The 22,520-nt window shown below is 60.5% G+C and carries 19 protein-coding genes and 1 pseudogene; 12 read left to right on the forward strand and 8 right to left on the reverse strand.

From position 1 onward, the window contains the following. Positions 1-107: 107 nt before the first annotated feature. The 3 genes from RA167_RS10760 to RA167_RS10770 form a co-directional block, all read right to left on the reverse strand. Positions 108-1,901 (reverse strand): M61 family metallopeptidase, encoded by a 1,794-nt coding sequence (locus RA167_RS10760; RefSeq protein ID WP_076785534.1) that lies wholly within the window; start codon positions 1,899-1,901, stop codon positions 108-110. A gap of 76 nt (positions 1,902-1,977) precedes the next feature. Next, the gene (locus RA167_RS10765; RefSeq protein ID WP_076785535.1) at positions 1,978-2,721 is read right to left on the reverse strand and encodes a DsbC family protein; all 744 of its coding nucleotides are present in this window, start codon (positions 2,719-2,721) and stop codon (positions 1,978-1,980) included. Positions 2,722-2,753: 32 nt separating this feature from the next. Then, positions 2,754-3,935, reverse strand: a complete 1,182-nt coding sequence (locus RA167_RS10770; protein ID WP_076787469.1) for a UbiH/UbiF family hydroxylase — start codon at positions 3,933-3,935, stop codon at positions 2,754-2,756. A gap of 374 nt (positions 3,936-4,309) precedes the next feature. On the opposite strand from RA167_RS10770, the gene RA167_RS10775 reads away from it, so the two are divergent. Beyond that, complete coding sequence (locus RA167_RS10775) at positions 4,310-5,392, forward strand: hypothetical protein (protein ID WP_139337005.1); 1,083 nt, start codon at positions 4,310-4,312, stop codon at positions 5,390-5,392. Between the two features lie 878 nt (positions 5,393-6,270). After that, positions 6,271-6,891, forward strand: a complete 621-nt coding sequence (locus tag RA167_RS10780) for a hypothetical protein (protein ID WP_237574247.1) — start codon at positions 6,271-6,273, stop codon at positions 6,889-6,891. A gap of 71 nt (positions 6,892-6,962) precedes the next feature. Here the strand turns inward: RA167_RS10780 and RA167_RS10785 are convergent, their stop codons facing one another. Beyond that, entirely contained in the window at positions 6,963-7,223 is a 261-nt protein-coding gene (locus RA167_RS10785; protein WP_139337006.1) for a hypothetical protein, read from the reverse strand. Positions 7,224-7,569: 346 nt separating this feature from the next. Here RA167_RS10785 and RA167_RS10790 point away from each other — a divergent pair, with 346 nt between their 5' ends. The 4 genes from RA167_RS10790 to ychF are packed head-to-tail and all read left to right on the forward strand — an operon-like array spanning position 7,570 to position 10,991. Further along, positions 7,570-9,273 (forward strand): site-specific DNA-methyltransferase, encoded by a 1,704-nt coding sequence (locus RA167_RS10790; protein WP_076785537.1) that lies wholly within the window; start codon positions 7,570-7,572, stop codon positions 9,271-9,273. Further along, positions 9,270-9,398, forward strand: a complete 129-nt coding sequence (locus RA167_RS10795) for a hypothetical protein (protein WP_255710704.1) — start codon at positions 9,270-9,272, stop codon at positions 9,396-9,398. Before RA167_RS10790 ends, RA167_RS10795 begins: the two co-directional genes overlap by 4 nt. 12 nt (positions 9,399-9,410) lie before the next feature. Continuing rightward, positions 9,411-9,872 carry a hypothetical protein gene (locus RA167_RS10800; RefSeq protein ID WP_139337007.1) on the forward strand — a complete coding sequence of 154 codons (462 nt, stop codon included), beginning with the start codon at positions 9,411-9,413 and terminating at the stop codon, positions 9,870-9,872. A 24-nt stretch (positions 9,873-9,896) separates the two neighbouring features. Beyond that, positions 9,897-10,991 (forward strand): redox-regulated ATPase YchF, encoded by a 1,095-nt coding sequence (gene ychF / locus RA167_RS10805; RefSeq protein ID WP_076785539.1) that lies wholly within the window; start codon positions 9,897-9,899, stop codon positions 10,989-10,991. A 100-nt stretch (positions 10,992-11,091) separates the two neighbouring features. Here the strand turns inward: ychF and RA167_RS10810 are convergent, their stop codons facing one another. After that, positions 11,092-12,984, reverse strand: a complete 1,893-nt coding sequence (locus RA167_RS10810) for an ABC transporter ATP-binding protein (protein ID WP_076785540.1) — start codon at positions 12,982-12,984, stop codon at positions 11,092-11,094. A 588-nt stretch (positions 12,985-13,572) separates the two neighbouring features. On the opposite strand from RA167_RS10810, the gene ettA reads away from it, so the two are divergent. Continuing rightward, positions 13,573-15,240, forward strand: a complete 1,668-nt coding sequence (gene ettA / locus RA167_RS10815) for an energy-dependent translational throttle protein EttA (protein ID WP_076785541.1) — start codon at positions 13,573-13,575, stop codon at positions 15,238-15,240. Between the two features lie 25 nt (positions 15,241-15,265). Here the strand turns inward: ettA and RA167_RS10820 are convergent, their stop codons facing one another. From RA167_RS10820 to RA167_RS10830, 3 genes are all read right to left on the reverse strand, one after another. Then, positions 15,266-17,086, reverse strand: coding sequence for an aminopeptidase P family protein (locus RA167_RS10820; RefSeq protein WP_076785542.1), 1,821 nt, complete (start codon positions 17,084-17,086; stop codon positions 15,266-15,268). Positions 17,087-17,091: 5 nt separating this feature from the next. After that, on the reverse strand, positions 17,092-17,346 hold the full coding sequence (locus RA167_RS10825) for a hypothetical protein (RefSeq protein ID WP_076785543.1): 255 nt from the start codon (positions 17,344-17,346) through the stop codon (positions 17,092-17,094). 88 nt (positions 17,347-17,434) lie between these two features. Continuing rightward, the gene (locus RA167_RS10830; RefSeq protein ID WP_175972408.1) at positions 17,435-17,794 is read right to left on the reverse strand and encodes a hypothetical protein; all 360 of its coding nucleotides are present in this window, start codon (positions 17,792-17,794) and stop codon (positions 17,435-17,437) included. 253 nt (positions 17,795-18,047) lie between these two features. Between RA167_RS10830 and hemA the strand changes: the two are divergent. The 5 genes and pseudogenes from hemA to RA167_RS10855 all read left to right on the forward strand — a co-directional run. Then, positions 18,048-19,193, forward strand: a pseudogene (hemA, locus tag RA167_RS10835) (glutamyl-tRNA reductase); the annotation flags it as partial. A gap of 95 nt (positions 19,194-19,288) precedes the next feature. Continuing rightward, positions 19,289-20,371, forward strand: coding sequence for a peptide chain release factor 1 (prfA, locus tag RA167_RS10840; RefSeq protein ID WP_076785546.1), 1,083 nt, complete (start codon positions 19,289-19,291; stop codon positions 20,369-20,371). Positions 20,372-20,378: 7 nt separating this feature from the next. Then, complete coding sequence (gene prmC / locus RA167_RS10845) at positions 20,379-21,284, forward strand: peptide chain release factor N(5)-glutamine methyltransferase (protein ID WP_076785547.1); 906 nt, start codon at positions 20,379-20,381, stop codon at positions 21,282-21,284. Between the two features lie 75 nt (positions 21,285-21,359). Beyond that, positions 21,360-21,674, forward strand: a complete 315-nt coding sequence (gene grxD, locus RA167_RS10850) for a Grx4 family monothiol glutaredoxin (protein ID WP_013434908.1) — start codon at positions 21,360-21,362, stop codon at positions 21,672-21,674. Next, positions 21,664-22,266 (forward strand): UbiX family flavin prenyltransferase, encoded by a 603-nt coding sequence (locus RA167_RS10855; RefSeq protein WP_076785548.1) that lies wholly within the window; start codon positions 21,664-21,666, stop codon positions 22,264-22,266. Before grxD ends, RA167_RS10855 begins: the two co-directional genes overlap by 11 nt. The last annotated feature ends 254 nt before the right edge of the window (positions 22,267-22,520 follow it).

Below are 22,520 nucleotides of genomic sequence, written 5' to 3' on the forward strand. Positions count from 1 at the left end.
CCGTCAGGTTCAGTTCGAGCGTCATGCCCGGTCAAGAGCCATTCTAGTTTTTGGCACAGCGCGAAAAAGGGGGCTGCGCGACACGGATTGTTGCACTGGCGGAACGATCATCGGCCGGCATGCAACCACGCGTCGCGCGCGCGCTTGGCCGGCGCAGGACTCGTCCGTGCCGTAAGCGTGTAGTTCACCACCTCCGGTGCATCCAGCTTGAGTCGTACAGTACGCAATTCGTCCCGACGGAACGCGTGCACCTGCACCACGTCACCGGGCCGATAGCGTGCCAGCAGCGCATCAGGTCCGCTGCCGGGCACCCGCAACCCATCAATGGCCACCAACACGTCACCCGCGGACAAACCTGCCTTTTGCGCCGCGCCACCGTCGGAGACGCTCGCAAGCGTACAGTCATTGCCGGTACGCAAGCGCGCCCCCAACGATGGGTTGCCGTTCGTGTCGGCAGCAGCCAGTTCAACACCGAACGGCGCGAGTAGTGCGTCCAGCGGCAAATCGCGCGTGCCGTTCACCGCGTCACGAAAGAGCCGGCTCAAGTCCGCGCCGCTCGCCTCGGCAAACAACGCCGGGATATCGGCCGCCTCGACGCCGGTTAGCCGCCCCGCGTAGAAGTCGCGTCCGTAGCGTTGCCACAGCAGACGCATCACGTCATCGAGCGACTTGCGATGGCGCGTCTGCGCCCGAATCGACAAGTCGAATGCCAGCGCAATCAGCGATCCCTTCGTGTAGTAGCTCACGATCGCATTGCCCGCATTCTCATCCTGCCGGTAGTACTTAATCCATGCATCGAACGAGCTTTCGGCCACGGTTTGACGCAATCGCCCGGCGCCGCGCAGCACAGAGCCGATTGTCTTGCCCAACTGCACAAGGTATTCGTCCTGCGAGATCAGCCCTGCTCGGACCAGTATGAGGTTTTCGTAGTACGACGTGAACCCCTCGAACAGCCAAAGCAGCGGCGTATAGTTTTCCCGCGTCAGGTCGTACGGTGCAAACGCCGCCGGCTTGATCCGCTTCACGTTCCAGGTATGGAAATACTCGTGACTGCATAGGCCGAGATACGAGCGATAGCCATCCGTGGTCTGCGGCTTGCCCTTTACCGGCAGATCATCGCGCTTGCAGATCAGTGCGGTCGACGCGCGATGCTCGAGCCCACCGTATCCGTCGCCCACCGCTAGCGTCATGAACACGTACCGGTCCATCGGCGCATGCTTCGTGCGTGGCTCAAACAGCGCAATCTGCGCTTCGCATATCCGCTTCAAATCTGCGCACAACCGCGGCATGTCCAGCGCCGGTACCTTACCTGCCATCACAACGTCGTGCGGCACGCGGTGCGCATCAAAGCGGGCCAGTTCGAACTCGCCAACCGTGACCGGATGGTCGATCAATTCATCGTAGTCCTGTGCGACGTACAAGCCGAACGCGTAACGACGCGTGCCACGTGCCTCGCGCAACGCGGTAGCGACCCGCCAGCCGCGATAGGCGTTGCCTTCAGGTCGCCGGATCTCCACCTCGCACGGCCACTGCTCACGTCCGGCCACGGCTAGGAAGACACTGGTACCGTTAAAAAAACCGAGCGACTCGTCCAGATGCGCGGCGCGCACCGACAGGTCCCACGCGTAGACCTCGTAGGTCAACGTCAACGGGCCGTCCACGGCAGCTGCACGCCACGTGTTCTTGTTCAGCTTGGCGACGGCGACCTTACGGCCGGCCTGGTTCGTCGCCCTCAGCGTCACAATATGGCGTGCAAATTCGCGTACCAGATAACTGCCCGGTATCCAAACCGGCAACATAAACTGCTGGCCGTCCGGCTCCGGATCCGCCACGGTCAACGTGACCTCGAACAAGTGGGCAGCCGGGTGCTTCGGGATGATGGAATAACGAATCGGCTTCATCGGGATACGCAGGTAGGCGCCGGCCCGCCGGCCGGACGAACGAATCGGGAGCCACGGACCGCCACTGGGCGAAACGTCAATGCTGCGCGGACAGAGCCTTGTCGAGTTGCTCGGCCGGCACCGCGCCGGGGAGCCGGCGCCCGTCGGCCAGGATGATCGTCGGCGTGCCGCTCACATTCAACTTCTGGCCCAGCGCCAGGTTTTTCTGCAGCGCGCTGGTATCGCAATTACCGGCCCCGCTCGGTGACTGATGATCGAGCATCCACGCCTGCCACGCCTTCGCGCGGTCCGCCGAACACCAAATCGCCTTCGCCTTCACGTCGGAGTCGGGCGAAAGCATCGGATACAGGAAGGTGTAGACGGTGATATTGTCGAGTCCCTTCAGCGTCGTCTCCAGCCGCTTGCAGTATCCGCAATTCGGATCAGAGAACACTGCGAGTTTGCGCGCGCCATTACCCTTGACAACCTTGACGGCGTTGGCCAGTGGCAGGCTCGCGAAATCGACCTTGTTCAACTCGTCGTTGCGTACCTGCGTCAGGTTCTTCCGCGTGCGAGTCTCCACCAGGTCGCCCAGCACCAGATAATCGGCATTGGCGTCGCTATAGACGATTTCCTTGCCAAGATTGACCTCGTACAGCCCGGCGATCGGCGTCTTAGCCACGCCCTTGATGCTCGCGTCGGAACCAAGCCGGTTCTGCACCGCGGCCTTCACGCTATCTAGGCTCGGATCGGCAAATGCGGAATAGCTTGCCAACGCGGCGGCTGCCAGCAGCGCACCGGCCACCGAGGTCAGCGCGATCGTGCGAATTCGAAGTGTCATCGTGGTTCCTTGTTTGATTGAGCGCACACACGTCAGCCGAGCGCAGCCGACACCAGCCAGCGCTTGATGAATGGCTGCGCGCCGACCATCGCCATCCCGACGTTGCGAATGCCACGGGCCAGACCGCCCGGCAGCGCAAACAACCGCTGCAGCCCATCGGTTGCGATAGTCAACTTTTGAATGTCCTCGCGACGCGAACGCTCGTAACGTCTAAGCAGCGTCAGATCGCCGAGATCACGAAACGGTTCCTTGCGGTTCACCACATCTAGCAACGCAGCGACGTCGCGCAGCCCGAGGTTGACCCCCTGCCCCGCGAGCGGATGGATCAGGTGAGCCGCATCGCCGACGAGCGCCACGCGCGGTGCGATCAGCCGGTCCACTGTCTGCAGCGCCAGCGGAAATCCTTGCGCGGGGGTCACGCCTTCGAGCGTGCCGACCTGACGCAAACTAGCACCGCCCGTGGCGACCTCGATCCGTTCGGCCAGCGCGGCCAGGTCCAGTTGCAACAACCCATTTGCGTGCTCGGTACGGGCGGACCAGACTAGCGACACGTGCGAGTCCGGTAACGGCAGCAACGCGAGGATCTCGCCGTCGATGAACCACTGGAATGCGGTTTCGTGATGCGGCTTGTTGCATCGGAAATTCGCCACAACACCCGTTTGCCGGTAGTCGCGCCGTTTTACCTTCGCGCCGACCTGCTGCCGCACCCACGAGTGCGCACCATCCGCACCGACGACCAGGTCGGCAGACAACACCCGCGCATCGTCCAGCGTCACGCTGACGGCTTCCGGGTGGTGTTGTAGTGCCTGTGCCCGCGATTCGCACCAGGTCAGTAGCGGCTGAAACTGCAATGCTGCGTCGAGCGCGCGTTCGATCAAGCTTGATTCAACGATCCACGCCAGCTGCGGAACCGCCGCCTGAAATGCAGAAAAATGGAGTTGCGCGTGCGCATCGCCGAACACACGCATGTCGTACACTGGACACAACCGCGCCGGGTCAAGCGCTTGCCAGACCCGCAGCCGCTCCAGCAACGCTTGTGAACTGGACGACAGCGCATAGATACGCGTGTCGAACCGATATTCGCTTGGCTCGGGCGCGCGCTGCGCGAGCAACGCGACGCGCAGGCCGGCTTGAGTCAGCGCGAGCGCGGCGGCCTTACCGACCAGCCCGCCGCCGATTACGATGACCTGATGGTTCGAATGTGCGGAATTCATCGGCACATTATAGCGGCCGGGGCCGGCGATCTCGGGCCGAGATACTACGCGCAAGGGCCGCATTTGCGGTCGGCGAACAGGTACACGATTGCACCGGACAACATCGGTGCGGAACGCCCCGTCCAGCACACTAGTACACGGTACGTAATGTATTAATCAACAAACACAAGCCACAGCTTGCGATGCAATTTTTGCATTAACCACTGCGTCGTCAACTGCATGAAGCCCTCACCCGTCCGAGAATATACCGATTATGGCGGATATTAAAACACAGGCAAATCAATGATTACGTAGCTTCGTTTATGTCCTCCCGGAATCGCGCAATTGGCATCCCGCCTCAAGCAAAATCGTTAAAGTGCAAACTCCAATTAATCATGCTGGTTGACGATATGCAAGTAAATAATGCCCTCGCGGATCGGCACATAACGCAACTCGCCGTATCAGGTTCGGCAAGCGATAACCCATTCAGCGCAGAAGACCACAATCCATTTAGAGGTGCTGCCCAGCGGACACAGCAGCCAACTTCACCACGGAAACCCGTTACTCTTGATCAGTTTTACCAATTGCTGCTTGGAGAGAGCTCCCAGGCACGTGATACAGCATCCTTTCAGCCGACCAGCCTCAGGAGAGTGCCCAGCTTCTCGAATTTAGAAGAAGCCAAAGAAAAGGGCGACAAATTTTTAAAAGCATTGAAGAATCCACATGCTAATCCTCTTGACAAAAATAAACTGAGTGCGCAGCATCAGGACCGCGCGCAAAACGACGAGCAGCCCCGGACACCGGAGCGCCGCTCTGCAAAGTACGATACCGATGCATCGCGCTACGCAGCACATGTACGAGCCTCAATGTCAGCAGGTCGCCCGGTGGCTCAACCTACCCATAGTGCAGCGTCCCAGGCGAGTCAACCGGCAAAGCAAAGTCCCGAATCAAAACCGACTCAAGCCCATCGCTCTTCTATAAACGAGATTTGGGACGATGACCTCAATCAGAGCATACTGCAGGCTAAAGCATGGTTGGAAAGTCAATTTAAAGATGTGGATCCCGCAGCGAGTGATGCACACAGCCAAAAGCAGTTGCAGTTAAAGCAGGGAATAACCAAGGCAACCCACACGCAAACGGAATTAATAAACGATCACGGCCTTCCATCATCTATTAAGCCATTTGCACATAATATCACCGGTTCGTCAGAGGCTATTGACCAGCAAAGCCAATTCGCATCAAAGCCAAACATTCTTAAACGAGTCAAGAGTTTTCTCAAGAAAAAAAATAAAACCGAATCCGCGAATGCAAATATTGAAACCGGCATACACCGTCCGACGCGGCAAGATACGACGAATACCGACAGTACGGGGAGGACTAGGCGCTCGTTTGCCAGCATCGCGGCCAGCGTGAGAAGCTTCAGCTCACGTGTCAGTCGGCGTTTCCGTAAGACGCGTCATCATCCAGTCGGCGCGTGATGCCCCCCGGACGGCGACGAGAGGCTCAGCCCGGGTAGCGCTATGCGTCGCGCATCCCGTCGCCGTCGCGCTCGGCGCGCGCAAGCGCGCTAGTCACCTCATGTTTCCTAGAGGCAAACTTGCATCAAATTTGAGCGAGCCTATGCTGCCCCAATAGGGCATCGCCAAGATACCTCATCTACCGCGTAACGCAACAGCCAAGCGTCAGCGTTGATGCATCAATCAGGCACTGCCGGACTTCGGCAGTGCCCGCCCCTTCTGACTCATACGGCTCCCTGTTCAAACCCGCAACCAGGGATTGCGGCGGACTACAGACTCGTGCCATATGGGTTGCCGCCAACATCGACGCCGCTGTAGTCGTCGGTGCTCATCGATAAACTTGTTGCTGGATTGACTGGATACATAGCGGCTCTCCTTGTGAGGAGGTAGTGAAATGCCACGCGTCTTTTCGCGGGGCAGGTGAAAATTAGTCCTCGTTCGGCATCAGAATCATGATGACCAGCTCTGCGTCGTCGCCGGGACCCATGTGCAGGTTCAACCTGACTGCCATGCGTAGAGTCACCATTGGTTGTGCGACGCAGTGACGAAAGACGGCGGTATGCGATACCCGCGACGAAACCGGCGTCGCGCCTGACTGGGCGCAATCCCTACATGCGCAGCTTGGGGCGCTGGTTTTAAGGATACGGCGGGCGTCCAACCCGACGAATCCCCATGTGTCCGTGCAAGCCACGTAAGGGGATGGTGACCTTGCCGCAGAAGCGGCTTTATTCCCTTGTATGACCTCGAGCATACAGGGGCACATATGGGCATGCGCACGCTATACGGAAATGTCGAAACTATCGCAGAGACATACTGTGACAGCGTAGGACGGCCGGATTGTGGCTAGCCAGAACGAGGCGCGCGTACTGCGCGCGCTCAATCGGTTCGGCTGGCTGCCCACAAAGTCGCTTGGTGCGCTACTCTGGCAGCCCTGGTTGCGGAAGCCGGCCAGCGAGCCGGACATGCAGCCGCGGATGCCGGCTCCATCGGCCCGGCTGATGGCGCAGCACACGCTGCGCCGGCTGTATCTAGCTCGCCAGGTACTGCGAGCGCGGGCACCTGATAACAGTCTGATTTACACGCTCACCGAAGCAGGCGTGCGCTGGCTCGCGCAGCAGCTCGGCATGCCGGCGGTATCGGGCAAGGATTGGGTGAGGCGCTTCAGCTCGGCGCAGTTCCGCCACCACAGCATCGCGAACGACATCGCGATTGCGGGTATCGTGTTTTCGTTTTGTATTTTCCCAGTCGCCACATTTTCAGAAATTCTTTTTTCTTGTCCCGAGAACCATTTTCTGGCTATAGTGTTTTTTCAAGCCAGCCACCCAGGAACGGCAGCCGCCAGTTCGCGATGTCTTCGCGCATCATCCCTAAAAAACGGGCATAAACAAACCAGAGTAAGCGCATCGGCCAGGCCGTTTTTCAGTTCATGGCCCAATCTTGACCTCAGCTCGTCAAATTAAACATATTAATAGCTGACGCTCCTCAATATTTCCCCAATTTCTGGGCGCGCGATGGCGCCGAATTGATTGCTTCAGGTGTCTGATTTTTTTGCAATAGGAACAGGCATGGCAGATACTTCGTCGGCATAGTAATCCACGCGCACCACTTGCTCTATCATGCGTTTTCCGTTGCCAAACGTAAGACACAATCCATTTAATTCACTCCGTGCGTCATAGTTATCAACGTATCCGTAATCCTCGATTATCTGTGTAGTCTCATCACCCGTCGGCGGATTCATGAGGTTGGCAATGAATCTAGCCATCGATTTTTTCGTTGAATCTTCTTTACTCAATTTTCAACTCAAGTAACGAATCTTGATTATCACCATAAAAGAGTATTCATGACATCGCGCAGACGCACATTCGCAACCAGAATTACCGGACTTCTCTGATCATCTCTTATAATCCACCTCACATGCCAGCCCGTTCCCTATTACGTATAACAGATACAAGGTTATGATGCTGTATATGCTTTGAAGCTAAAATCCAGAAAATTTGGTTATCGGCAAAAAGGGATGGATGCTGTAGCGTCATCCTCGACCCTGGCTGCCAATTTTTTCCTCACATGAGAACGGCCATCACGACAGCCCCGAAGCATCTATCATCACGGCTTCGACTTCATAGCATCACTTTGTGCAGATGACTCAAAACTTGCAGAACGCTCCTCAAGCAGACTCGGACAAGGCATCGCGCCTGAATGCAGCGGAGTACGAAAACCTTCCGCGCGAAACGCTTATTGAGATGTTGAGGCGACGCGACCGCCAGACCCCATATGGCTTAGTCTGGGAAAGCAAGAACATTGTGCAAGACAAGGCACTGAACCGCGATTTTGTCGCGCTTGAGCTAAACCCCTCGTTGTCGTGCGGTGCGGCACCATGGCGCAATCTCATCATCGAGGGCGACAACTACGATGCCTTGCGCAACCTAGTCAGTACCTATGCCGGGCAGGTCAAGCTTATCTATATTGACCCACCGTATAACACGGGGCGTAAAGATTTTGTTTACAACGACAGTTATTTTGACTCGACCAATCGCTATCGGCATTCGACGTGGTTGGAGTTCATGTATCAGCGGCTACGGCTAGCCAAAGACCTGCTTACGGAAGATGGGGTTATTTTTGTGTCCATCGACGATAACGAGCTATTTAACCTCGGATTGTTAATGAATAAGGTGTTTGGCGAAGGAAATTTCATCGCCAATGTTATTTGGCAGAAAGTCTATTCCCCGAAAAATACGGCCATTCATTTCTCTGATGACCATGAGTACGTGTTAATTTACACTGCCGACCGGAATATTTGGCGACCGAATCCTTTACCTCGTTCAGCAGAACAAGACAAGGCATATAAAAATCTCGATAATGATGCTCGTGGTGTATGGAAGGCCGAAAATATGACGGCGCGCAATCCATATAGCGCAGGTCGGTATCCGGTAACCTGTCCCTCCGGGCGAGTAATCGAAGGTCCGCCGGCGGGCACATACTGGCGAATTTCAAAAGAAAAACTCCTTGAACTGGATGCGGATAATCGAATTTGGTGGGGGAAAAATGGAAATAACACTCCTGCCGTCAAACGATTTCTCTCCGAGGTCAAGCAAGGCGTCGTACCTCAAACGCTGTGGACCTACGACGCCGTAGGCCACACACAAGACGCAAAAAAGCAGCTCAATGAAATATTGTCAAAGGACAGAAACGAAGATGTATTTTCGACCCCAAAGCCATTACAGTTGATGGACCGTATCCTGCGTTTGGCAACAAAACCCGGCGATTTGGTTCTCGACTTCTTTGCCGGTTCCGGCACGCTGGCACAAGCCATGTTGCAACTCAACAAGGAAGATGGCGGCGAGCGCCGTTTCATTCTGGTATCTAACACCGAAGCCACCGATTCCGAGCCGGACAAAAACCTGTGCCGCGATGTGTGCGCGACGCGAGTACGGCGAGCAATCGAAGGCTACACGTCCGCTAAGGCTGGCCAGGTCGAAGGCCTCGGCGGCGATTTCGCATACGTGCGTGCCCGCCACATCCCGACGCATCGCCTGGAAGAACGGCTGGACGATGGCATGGTCTGGTCGTATATCCAGATGAAGCACCATCATCCTCTGTCCGAGCGCGGCAGGCTGATTTCGGTGTCGGCCTGGATGCAAGAGGTCATCATCTATGTACCAAACACCACGGCGAAGATGAAAACCGCCCTGCGCGAAGCACTGGCCGAGCATCCACAAGCCATTGTCTATACCTGGACGCCAGCGGCATTGGTGGATGTGGTCAACGAAAACAACCTGCGAGAAGTGCCGTCCGACCTGACGCGCGGCTTCCGATTTGGCAAGCTCGGGGGCGTTCAAGCATGAGCCGCATCGACCCGTTACCGTTCCAGGAGCGGCATATCGCTGCGCTGGTCGAACGATTCCCGAATCTGCGCGACGACTACAATCGGTTAACGAATCCGGGCGAGTTGAACACGCTGTGCAAGTAGTCGGCGGCCGTCATGCTGCAGGCACCGACTGGCATTGGCAAAACGCTGATTGCAACCGAAGTCGTTGCGCGCTTCTCGTCGCTCGATAACGTCGTCTGGCTCTGGTTCGCGCCCTATGCCACGCTGATTGGTCAAGCCGCAAACACCCGCTCGCAGCGGGCAAAAAAATCATCTTCATTGCGGAAATACAGATTTCGTATGCACCGCATAGCGATGAAATCATCGGCAATCAGGGTGGTCCCACTCCCAACCCATAGACAAAGACCGCACAAAATCCTGTCCCGCAAAACCGTACCCGACTTGCCTGCACCCTTGGCTAGAAGCGCCTCCAAAAACGTTACAATTGCCATTTCCGTGATTAAAATTTATACAAAATCGCTGCGTTTCCGCTCCGATTTGTGCGTGTTGCTCTCGTCGCCTGGCTGCCGCCTTTTCCCGGCATCGCCACCGCTGTCGCATAGAGACAGCGCTTAAACGATTGATACTTCAGGAAATTTCATGAGCCTCAAATGCGGCATCGTCGGCTTGCCCAACGTCGGCAAGTCCACTCTCTTTAACGCGCTGACTAAGGCGGGCATCGCCGCCGAGAACTATCCGTTTTGCACGATCGAGCCAAATGTCGGCGTGGTCGAGGTGCCGGATCCGCGGCTCGACGCTTTGGCACAGATCGTCAAGCCTGAACGCGTGCTTCCAGCGGTCGTCGAGTTCGTCGATATCGCCGGGCTCGTCGCGGGTGCGAGCAAGGGCGAAGGTCTGGGTAACCAGTTCCTGGCCAACATCCGCGAGACGGATGCGATCACGCACGTGGTGCGCTGCTTTGACGACGACAACGTGATTCACGTCGCCGGCAAGGTGGACCCGCTCGCGGACATCGAAGTGATCCATACTGAGTTGGCGCTGGCTGACCTGGCGACCGTGGAGAAGGCGCTCGCACGCTATTCGAAGGCGGCAAAATCGGGCAATGACAAGGAAGCAGTCAAGCTAGCAGCCGTGTTGGACAAGGTACGCGCACAGCTGGACCAGGTACGCCCGGTCCGTGCGATGGATCTGTCCGAGGACGAACGTGCGTTGATCAAGCCGTTCTGCCTAATTACTGCGAAGCCGACGATGTACGTGGCTAACGTGCGGGAGGACGGTTTCGAGAACAATCCGTACCTCGATGCGGTGCGTGGCTACGCAGCGAAGGAAGGCTCGCCGGTCGTCGCCGTGTGCGCCGCCATCGAAGCGGAAATCGCCGAGTTACCGGACGATGAAAAAGGCATTTTTCTGTCCGACATGGGCATGGACGAGCCTGGACTGAATCGCGTGATCCGGGCGGGCTTCAAGCTGCTGGGGCTGCAGACGTACTTCACCGCCGGCGTCAAGGAAGTGCGCGCGTGGACCATCCATGTCGGTGATACGGCACCGCAAGCGGCCGGTGTCATCCATACGGATTTCGAGCGCGGCTTTATCCGCGCTCAGACGATTTCGTACGATGATTACATCACGTACAAAGGAGAACAAGGCGCGAAGGAAGCGGGCAAGATGCGCGCCGAAGGCAAGGAGTACGTCGTCCAGGATGGGGATGTGATGAACTTCTTGTTCAACGTCTAACGCGCTGTTGCCGGCGCGCGGTCCAATAGCGCTCACTGCGCCGCGACAAACTCCGCGAGTCACCCGCCGCCATGTCCGTGCATTGCAGCCGTCCCCGCCGCTACTCAGGCAACGGCAGCGACCAATCGGCATCCGGCACGCCTGCGGCCGCGGCCTGCCGGCGCCCCACAGTCGCACCGGTGGCGTCCCATCCCCGCGTCAACTCCAGCGCCTGGCGCTCGAACAACCGTCGGTAGAAGCCCCCCTCCACGCGAATCAATTCATCGTGGCTGCCTTCCTCGACAATCCGTCCCTTATCCATCACGAGCAGCCGGTCCAGTGTTCGGACCGTGGACAGCCGGTGCGCGACGACCAGCGTCGTGCGCCCCATCATCAGTCGCTCCATCGCCCGCTGGATCAGCACCTCGCTCTCGCTGTCTAGGCTGGAGGTCGCCTCGTCCAAGATTAGGATCGGCGCATCGGCAAGAAAGGCACGCGCGATCGCCACCCGCTGGCGCTCGCCACCGGACAGTTTGATGCCCCGCTCGCCGACCAACGTCTCGTAGCCGTCGGGCAGCGCGGTGATGAAGTCGTGAGCACTGGCCAGCTTCGCCGCACGCTCGATCTGCGCACGGCTTGCGCCGGGCTTCGCATACGCGATGTTTTCGGCCAGCGAGCGATGGAACAACAGCGGCTCCTGCTGCACGATCGCAAGCTGGCTGCGCAGCGACGCCTGCTGGACGTTGGCGATATTCTGCCCGTCGATCGTGATCCGCCCGCCGCTTACGTCGTGCAGCCGCTGGATCAGCTTAATAAACGTCGTCTTGCCCGAGCCTGAATGGCCGACCAGGCCGACACGCTCGCCATGGACGATGCGCACAGAGAAATCCTTGTACAGCGGTGTCGGGTGAGCGCCGTATCGGAACGTCACGTGCTCGAAGCAGATCTCGCCCCGTCGAATCATGATACGCCCCGCGCCCGGTTTGTCGTCGATACCCAAGGGCTGCGCCTGCAACGACACCAGTTCCTCCATGTCGTTGACTGAACGCTGCAGGTTGCGGATGTGCATGCCCACGTCGCGCAGATACCCCTGCAACATAAAGAACATGGTCAGCGCAAAGGTGATATCGCCTACGCTGGCCAAATCGCGAACCCACAGCAGCAGGGCCGCTCCAAGCATCGCAGCCTGCATCGCGACCAACATGCTGCCCCGCACACTACCGCTGATCGTGCCGCGGATCCAAGTACGGCGCGTGCGTTGCCGCCACTTGCCGATCACACGGGCAAGGCGCATGTCCTCGCGCTGTTCAGCGCCAAACGCCTTCACCACGGCATTGCAACTGACCGCGTCGGCCAACGCGCCGCCCATCCGCGTGTCCCACGCATTACCCAGCCGCGCGGCCGGAGCCACGTAGCCAAGCGACAACATCACGGTGACTGCGACATACGCGATCGATCCGATGCCGACCACGATGCCCATCACCGGCCATTGCACGCCGAGCAGCACGGTGGCGCCAACGAGCATCACCAGCGACGGCAACAGCGCGATTAGCAATGTGTCGTTGAGCAGGTCCAGTGCCCACATGCCGCGCGTGATCTTGCGCACGGTCGAGCCGGCAAAGCTGTTCGCGTGCCAGTCGGCGGAGAAACGCTGCACGCGATAGAACGCGCTGGACGCAGTCTCGCTCATCATTTTTAACGTGAGCGCAATGATGCTCAAAAAACCGAACTGGCGCATCAACATGCCACCCAACCCCAGCGTCGCAACAGTCCAGAAGGCCGAAACCGCCGCGCCCCACGCGGCCTGCTTGCCTGCGGCGCCGCTCGCGCCGGTGGCGAGCGCATCGATCAGGCGTCCCGCATAAAGCGGCGTCAGCACATCGGCGAGCGCCGACAGCAACGCCAGTGATGCGATCGCCGCGATCCGCCAGGGCTGCTTGCCCCAATGCGAAAAGGTGAAACCGAGGACAGCCTTGAAGGCCTGCCCGCCAAAGTCGATTTTTTTTCGAGTCATTTGCAACCGCCCACGACTCGCGGGTCGCGGGACTGTCCCAAAAGAGAAACAGAAACGGACAGACGATGCGGACCGGATAAACCGGCGACAAGCAACGGATCTGTCGGGAAGCCGCGCGGGTGCTGGGCAACCCGCACCGGCAGCGATCTAACGATGATGTGGCGCCACACGTGGGACGGCGATCTGCGGCATCAGCATCACCGCGCCTCCCTCGGTGTCTGTTGATCAGAAAAGAAAAGCGGGAATGCCAAAAATCGAATCGTAGCAGCAGCACAATGCAACTGCAAACTACGACAATTTAACATGCTACGGCCACGACCAGGCGGTGTCGCGCCGCAACGCGCTCCACGGCGGTATCCTGCCTTATCGTAGCGACGCATAGCCCCTCACTTCCGGGCGCGCCCCGCCTTGCTCCTCACCCCGGCTTGTTCTATAGCACCGCTTGCACGCGGGCCAAGCTACCACACTGCCGATGCGATCCATCATCGTCGCCCGGAGCCGTACAATAATGGTTTTAGTCAGCCGCGCATGCGCTTCGCGCCCGCGCCAAGCTGCCCCCTCCAGCTTCGTCTCTATTACGCAAACCCGATGGCTCAATACGTCTTTACCATGAACCGGGTCGGCAAGATCGTGCCGCCCAAGCGACATATCCTAAAGGACATCTCGCTGTCATTCTTTCCTGGCGCGAAGATCGGCGTACTCGGCCTGAATGGCTCGGGCAAATCGACCTTGCTGAAAATCATGGCCGGATTGGACAAAGACATCGAGGGTGACGCCACCCCGATGTCTAACATCCAGATCGGCTACCTGCCCCAGGAACCACAACTTAACCCGCAACACACGGTCAAGCAAGCGGTCGAAGAAGGCCTCGGCGAGCTGTTCCACGCGCAGCAGCGGCTTGATGAAATCTACGCGGCCTATGCCGAACCGGACGCCGACTTTGACGCGCTGGCTGCCGAACAGGCGAAGTACGAGGCGATCCTGGCCACCGCCGAAGGCGGTAGCGCCGAGCAGCAACTCGAGGTGGCAGCCGACGCGCTGCGACTGCCGCCATGGGACGCCAGGATCGAGCACTTGTCCGGCGGCGAAAAACGCCGTGTCGCGCTGTGCAAGCTGCTGCTGCAAAAGCCCGACATGCTGCTGCTCGATGAGCCGACGAACCACCTCGACGCGGAATCGGTCGAGTGGCTCGAACAGTTTCTGGTGCGCTTCCCGGGCACGGTCGTGGCCGTCACGCACGATCGCTACTTCTTGGATAACGCAGCGCAGTGGATTCTGGAACTGGATCGGGGCCACGGCATCCCGTGGAAAGGCAATTACAGCAGTTGGCTGGACCAGAAGGAAACTCGCTTAAAGCAGGAAGAGGCGGCGGAGTCCGCTCGTCAGAAGGCGATCCATAAGGAACTGGAGTGGGTACGCCAGAACCCGAAGGGCCGCCAGGCCAAGTCCAAGGCGCGTATCGCCCGCTTTGAGGAACTGAACAGCGTCGAATACCAGAAGCGCAACGAGACACAGGAAATCTTCATCCCGGTGGGCGAGCGTCTCGGCAACGAAGTCATCGAGTTCCAGAACGTCAGCAAAAGCTTCGGCGACCGCCTGCTGATCGACAATCTGAGCTTTTCGGTACCGCCCGGCGCGATCGTCGGCATCATCGGGCCGAACGGTGCGGGCAAGTCGACGCTGTTCCGGATGATCACGGGCCGCGAGCAACCGGACTGCGGCACCGTCAAGCTCGGACCCACGGTCAAACTCGCCTACGTGGACCAAAGCCGGGATGCGCTGGCCGCCGACAAGACGGTGTTCGAGGAGATTTCCGGCGGCGCGGACGTGCTGACGGTCGGCCGCTACGAAACGCCGTCGCGCGCGTACATCGGCCGCTTCAATTTCCGCGGCGCCGACCAACAAAAGCAGGTGGGGAACCTGTCGGGGGGCGAACGCGGACGGTTGCACATGGCCAAGACGCTGATCGCCGGGGGCAACGTGCTGCTGCTGGACGAACCATCAAATGACCTGGACGTCGAAACGTTGCGCGCGCTCGAGGATGCGCTGCTCGAATTCGCGGGATCGGTGATGGTGATTTCGCACGATCGCTGGTTCCTGGACCGGATTGCCACGCACATCCTCGCGTTCGAAGGCGATTCGCAGGTGGTGTTCTTCAATGGCAACTACCAGGAATATGAAGCCGACAAGCGGGCGCGTCTCGGCGACGAGGCAGCCGCACCAAAGCGGCTGCGGTACAAGCCGATCACGCGTTGACATCCGGTCGCGGGCCGCTTATGCGTCAGATTGGCGCAGTACGGGCCTCGAGCCACGCTTTCGCGTCGCCGCTCAAATGCTTGCCGACCCGCTCACGCACTTGCGCGTGGTAAGCGTTGAGCCAGGCCACTTCGTCTTCACGCAGCAACGACCGCTCGATGCAGCGGGTATCGATCGGGCACAGCGTCAGCGTCTCGAAGCAGAGGAACTCGCCGAACTCGGTCGTGCGCGCCGGCTGGCTCAGCAACAGGTTTTCGATGCGGATGCCCCACTGGCCGGGACGGTAGATACCAGGCTCGTTCGACGTGATCATGCCTTTTTCCATCGCCGTGTAGGACTCGGCCGGCGCGTAGTGCGAAATCACCTGCGGTCCTTCATGCACGTTCAGGAAATAGCCGACCCCATGGCCCGTGCCGTGCCCAAAGTCCATGCATGCGTCCCAAATCGGCGCCCGTGCTATCGCGTCTAGCATCGGCGAGCGCACGCCACGCGGAAACGTCGTGCGCGACAGCGCAATCATACCTTTGAGCACCAGCGTGAAATCGCGCCGCTGCTCGGCACTGGTCCGGCCCACCGGCACGACGCGTGTAATATCGGTGGTGCCGCCCAGATACTGACCGCCGGAGTCGATCAACAGCAGACCGTCGCCCTCGATCAGCGCATGCGACTGCGGCGTTGCGCGATAGTGCGGCATCGCGCCGTTGGCGTTGAACGCAGCGATCGTTGGAAAGCTAAGGGACACGAAGCCGGGGCGGCGTGCTCGCGCGGCGGTGAGCTTTTCGTCGATCGTCAACTCGGTGATGCGCTCACGCCCGAGCGCCTGTTCGAACCACGCGAAGCATTCCGCGAGCGCGGCGCCGTCCTGCTCCATCGTTGCACGCACATGGACGGCTTCCGCTTCCGTCTTGCGCGACTTTGCAAAGGTCGACGGATTCACCACCTCGACGAATTTCACACCAGGCTGCACGGCTTGCATCAACCCATACGTGACGCGGCGCGGATCGATCAGTAGCGTGCTGCCCGGCTCAATCGCGGCCAGCGCCGCCGGCGCGTCCCGGTATGGGGCGACGCGCACACCGTCCTGCGCCAGCCGCTCACGCAACACCGCGTCGATCTTGCCGTCGGCCACGTACAGCGTCGCGTGCTGCGGCCCAATCAACGCGTGCGCAACAAATACCGGGTTGTAGCTCACGTCGGCACCGCGCAGGTTGAAAATCCATGCGATGTCATCCAGCGTGGAGACGAAATGCCAGTGCGCCCCCTTGTCGCGCATCGCGCTGCGCACCTGGTCGAGCTTTTGCGCGCGGGTCACGGGCGCGTAGGCGGGATCGTGCTCGTACACCGGCGTCCCAGGCAGCGTTGGCCGGCCGTCCCAGATCAACTCGAGCAGGTCCACGTCGGCGCGCAGTTGCACGCCAGCCGCCTGCAACGCGTCCTGCAACACCCGCGCAGCGGCCAAGCCAAGCGTACTGCCATCCACGCCGACCCGCGCACCGGGTTCCAGGTGTGCGGCGAGCCAGTCCACATGGGGCTGCGCCTGTCCAGCTTGAATCTTTATCAACTCGATGCCGCTGTCGGCCAGTTCCGTGGCAGCCTGCACCCAGTAGCGGCTGTCGGTCCACAGTCCCGCAAAGTCCGGGGTCACGACCAACAGGCCAGCCGAGCCGGTGAAGCCGGATAACCACGCACGGCCCTGCCAGCGTTGCGGCAGGTACTCGGACAAGTGCGGATCAGCAGACGGCACGATATACGCGGCCAGATCGGCTCGTTTCATCGCATCGCGCAGCCGCGCCAGCCGCTCGGCGAGGGAGACCGCCTGGTCGGCGGCGGGTTGTCGGACATTCATTGAGTTCATCGGCGAAAAGGATGTGAGCCAAGCGAGACGGTCACGGCCACGGCCGTCATCGCGCCAAGCACGCACAGCGACCATTCGAGCACTTCGCCATCCTCGAACAGCCCGCTCGCGTTGCCGGCCAGTTTAACCGCGCCGGCGGTCAACGCGCCAACGATAAGCGCAGGCAGTGCCGCCGTGCGGCGTGCTGGATGGCGCCACCAGCCAAAGCCGCCAATTGCGGCGCCCAACAGCAAGGTGCCAATCCAGCCCATCAGCGCATTGTGCCAAGTATCATGGAATTCGCCTGACGAACACCCACGGCCGGCATTGCGTTTCGGTCCTGAATCATGGGGTACGGCTTTAAACAGGCATCGAGATCAGAAACAGGTTTCCATATGGTAGCGCATAGCGACGGTGTTCCCCGCACATTCCGAAAGTGCTGCGCGGGCGATGCAGGATCAGGAACTTGCGCTGCAACGTGAAGCCTTGACGACGCAGCCTCGCATGAATCGACTGGCCGCTGTCCGACACCGTCACGCCATTAATCTCGTGTACGTGCGGCTCGTGCGCGTGGCAGTGCCACTGGCGATCGCCGCCAATCAGGATCCCGGCGGTTAGTCGAATCGGGAAGGTGAACGGCGCCGGGAAAAGTCGCCCAGCACAAGAATATTGGGTATCGTCATCGAACGCCAGCCGGCCGCGATGCGCCGCCCTTAGCACGCCAGCGTCCGGGGTTGCCAACAGCCAAAAAAGTTATAATGACCGCTACTTTTGACGGCAACCAATGCATCTGCTCACCATCGGAATCAACCACCACACCGCGCCGGTCGCATTGCGCGAGCGCGTGGCGTTTCCGCTCGAGCAGATCAAGCCAGCCTTGCACACGCTCAAGGACGCGTGGGCGCGACGCGATGAGGCGCGCATCGCGTCCACCAGCGCCGTCGCGCGTATTGCGCACGCACCGCAAGCACTGGCGGAGGCCGCGATACTGTCGACCTGCAACCGGACCGAAATCTACTGTGCGACTGACGACCGCGCCGCGCGTGAGCATGCGATCGCGTGGCTGTCGAGCTATCACCGGATCCCGGTCGAGGCGCTTGCACCGCATATCTACGCGTTGCCGCAGTCCGAAGCAGTCCGCCATGCGATGCGAGTGGCATCGGGCCTGGATTCAATGGTGCTCGGCGAAACCCAGATCCTGGGCCAGATGAAGGACGCTGTGCGTACCGCGTCAGAAGCCGGTGCGCTCGGTACCTATCTGAACCAGTTGTTTCAGCGCACGTTCGCGGTGGCCAAGGAAGTGCGCGGGCAGACGCAGATCGGCGCGCATTCGGTATCGATGGCCGCCGCAGCCGTGCGACTGGCGCAACGCATTTTTGAGAACATCGCCGGGCAACGCGTGTTGTTCATCGGTGCTGGCGAGATGATCGAGTTGTGTGCGACGCATTTCGCTGCGCACAATCCACGTGAGTTGATTGTCGCCAACCGCACCGTGGAGCGCGGCAGCAAGCTGGCCGAGCGCTTCGGCGGCAAGGCGATCATGCTCGCCGATCTGCCGTCGCGGCTGCACGAGTTCGACATCGTCGTGTCGTGTACCGCGTCTACCCTGCCGCTCATCGGCCTGGGCGCGGTGGAACGCGCGGTCAAGGCGCGCAAGCACCGGCCGATGTTCATGGTGGACCTGGCGGTGCCGCGCGACATCGAGCCCGAAGTGGCCGAGCTGGACGACGTGTTCCTTTATACGGTGGACGACCTCGGCTCGATCGTGCGGGAAGGCAATGCCATCCGGCAGGCCGCCGTCGCGCAGGCCGAGGCGATTATCGAGACACGCGTGCAAGCCTTCATGCACTGGCTTGAGCAACGCAGCATCGTGCCGGTGATCCGTCACATGCACACGCAAGCCGACCGGCTGCGCCGTGTGGAGTTGGAGCGCGCCCAGAAAATGCTGGCACGCGGCGACGATCCCGCCGCCGTGCTCGAGGCACTGTCGCAGGCGCTGACCAATAAGTTCATCCATGGCCCGACGCATGCGCTGACCCACGCGGCCGGCGGCGATCGCGACAAGCTGGTCGAGCTGATGTCCGGCTTCTACCAGCACGCCGGCCTCTCCGAGCGTTAGTGGCGCTCGTCACCCGCCGGCACGCGCGTATCGTCGAGCGTGCCTTCGTTTTCCATTGAACGCGACCCTGTTCGCGCCCTTTGCCAGATGCGCCGATGAAACCGAGTATGCAAGCCAAGCTGGAGCAGCTGACCAAGCGACTGCTGGAGTTAAACGAACAGCTTTCGCGCGAAGATGTCACATCCGATCTTGACCAGTACCGCAAGCTAACCCGCGAGCACGCGGAACTCGCGCCAGTGGTCGAGCAATATGCGCAGTGGAAAACCGCGCGCAACGATGAGGCGACCGCTCAGGAGTTGCTGGCCGATCCATCGATGCGAGATTTCGCGGAGGACGAACTCAGTGCAGCGCGCAGCCGGATGGAGCAACTGGAGTGCGACTTGCAGAAAATGCTGTTGCCCAAGGATCCGAACGACGAGCGCAACATCTTCTTGGAAATTCGCGCCGGCACCGGCGGCGACGAGAGCGCGCTATTTGCCGGCGACCTGCTACGCATGTACCTGCGCTATGCGGAACGCCATCGCTGGCAGGTCGAGATGATGTCGGAAAGCGCGTCGGACCTGGGCGGTTATAAGGAAGTGATCGTTCGCATCATCGGCCAGGGCGCCTATTCGCGGCTCAAATTCGAATCAGGCGGGCATCGCGTGCAGCGGGTGCCGGCCACCGAGACACAGGGGCGTATCCACACGTCGGCTTGCACGGTCGCCGTGATGCCAGAGGCGGACGAGATCGCCGAGATCGAACTCAATCCGGCCGATTTGCGTATCGACACGTTCCGCGCATCGGGCGCCGGCGGTCAGCATATCAACAAGACCGACTCGGCAGTGCGCATCACGCACCTCCCAACTGGCATCGTAGTGGAATGCCAGGACGATCGCTCGCAGCACAAAAACAAGGACCGCGCGATGAAGGTGCTGGCCGCCCGCATCAAGGACAAGCAATATCAGGAGCAGCATGCGAAGGAGGCCGCCACCCGCAAAAGTCTCGTGGGCTCGGGCGACCGCTCCGAGCGCATTCGCACCTACAATTTCCCGCAGGGCCGGCTAACCGACCACCGGATCAACGTGACGCTGTACAAGCTGGAACAGATGATGGACGGCGACCTGGACACCCTCATCGACGCACTCGTCTCGGAACACCAGGCCGAGCTGCTCGCCGCGATGGGCGAAACCGAGTAAGCATATTATGACTTGCGTCGCGCAACTGCTGCGAACCTCGCCGCTGGCCCCGCTGGAAGCGCGGATTCTGCTCGCCCACGTGCTAAATTGGCCGCGTACCGCGCTGATCACGCGTGCTGACGACACGCTGCCGGACGCGTTGTCGGCGCGCTTTCTGGCGTTGCAGGCCCGGCGAGTCGAGGGCGAGCCGATCGCGCAACTAGTCGGTTCGCGCGAATTCTTCGGGCTCGAGTTCGACGTGACGCCGCACGTGCTGATCCCACGTCCGGAGACGGAGCTGCTGGTTGAGTGCGCGCTGGACGCGGTACGGACAATCCCATCCCCCCACATACTCGATCTTGGCACTGGCAGCGGTGCCATCGCGATCGCGATCGCCCATGCGCGCCCGGATGCACGGATCGTCGCCACGGATCGCTGCGCTGACGCGCTGGATGTCGCGCGGCGCAATGCGCAGCGCCTGCTCGGCGACGCGGCACTTGCACCGGCACGGCCGGCGTCGGCCGCGCGTCACGGCCTCGTCACGTCAGGCACACCCACGCAGCCCCGTCTCGCACTACGCCACGGCGATTGGTTCAAGGCGCTTAGCGAACCGCATCGCGCCGCCCCGGCGCGCTTTGACGCCATCGTCAGCAATCCGCCCTATATCGCCGCATCGGACCCGCACCTGCGCGAGGGCGACCTGCGCTTCGAGCCACTGGACGCGTTGACCGACCACGCAGACGGGCTCAGCGCGATTCGCGCGATCGTCACCGCCTCCGTCGCGTGGCTAGCGCCGAGCGGCACGCTATGGCTCGAACACGGGTACGACCAGGCTGAAGCCGTGCGCGCGCTGCTCGACGCGCACGGCTTTGATTCGGTACGCTCTGTGCGGGACCTGGCCGGCATCGAGCGCGTCACCTGCGGCAGCCGCTAGCGAGCCGCAACGCCGGCTCGGGCAGACGAAATCCGCTATCATCTAATCCAAACCGCATTTGAAGCAAGGTCAGCTATGGATACTCAAGAGCGCATCAAGCAAATCGTCAGCGACCATCCGGTCGTGCTGTTCATGAAGGGCACCGCGCAGTTCCCGATGTGCGGCTTCTCCGGCCGAGCCATCCAGGTCCTGAAGGCGTGCGGCGTTGATTCGGTGCATACGGTCAATGTTCTCGAAGACGAGGCAGTACGGCAAGGCATTAAGACGTTTTCGAACTGGCCTACGATCCCGCAGTTGTATGTGAACGGTGAATTCGTCGGTGGCTCGGACATCATGATGGAGATGTATCAGTCCGGAGAATTGCAACAGCTGTTTACGAATGCCTCATGACGCGCGGCCGTCGACACGACGGTTAATCGTCGCGATCACCGGCGCCACCGGCGCCGTCTACGGCGCCGGCGTGCTGCGCGCGCTGCGTGAGTTGGACGGCGTCGAAAGCCATCTGGTCGTCTCCAGCGCCGGCTGGCTCAATATACGGCACGAATTGGGCATCGAGCGTGCGGCACTCGAACAGTTGGCGCATCACGTGCACAATCCGCGCGACATCGGCGCGACGCTCTCGAGCGGCTCATTTCAGACGGACGGCATGATCGTGGCGCCGTGCTCGATGAAAACGCTGGCCAGCATCGCGCATGGCCTGTCCGACAACCTGATTGCCCGGGCTGCCGATGTCACGCTGAAGGAGCGGCGCCGGCTCGTGCTGATGGTTCGCGAAACGCCGCTGAATCTCGCGCATCTGCGCAACATGACGGCCGTCACTGAGATGGGCGGCATTGTGTTCCCGCCGGTGCCGGCGTTCTACAACCGTCCCGCGACGATCGACGAAGTGGTGGCCGATACTGTCGCGCGCGCGCTGGATATGTTCGGACTTGCGGCAGCGCGCTCGCGAGCATGGACAGGACTGGCAGCCGCGCGAGATTAACAACCGACACGACACAATGCGTTGCCTGCGGTCGCATTGATTAGACGGGCGCGCACTCAGGCCCCTGCGCGAGACGGCTCTGCGCACGGTCGCCCCATCGCGACGCATGGCATAATCGGTGCTCGTCTTCCTCACATACGCGCCCCGGCGCCGCCCCCTGCCGCCCGCCTTGCCACCGCCGACAACGCGATGACGGTCGCCATGGCTTGGTGAGGCAGCCCGCCGACCGCTCCAGCCTCGATGACTATCCAAGC

The organism is Mycetohabitans endofungorum (assembly GCF_037477895.1).
In the GTDB taxonomy this organism is placed as follows: Bacteria; Pseudomonadota; Gammaproteobacteria; order Burkholderiales; family Burkholderiaceae; genus Mycetohabitans.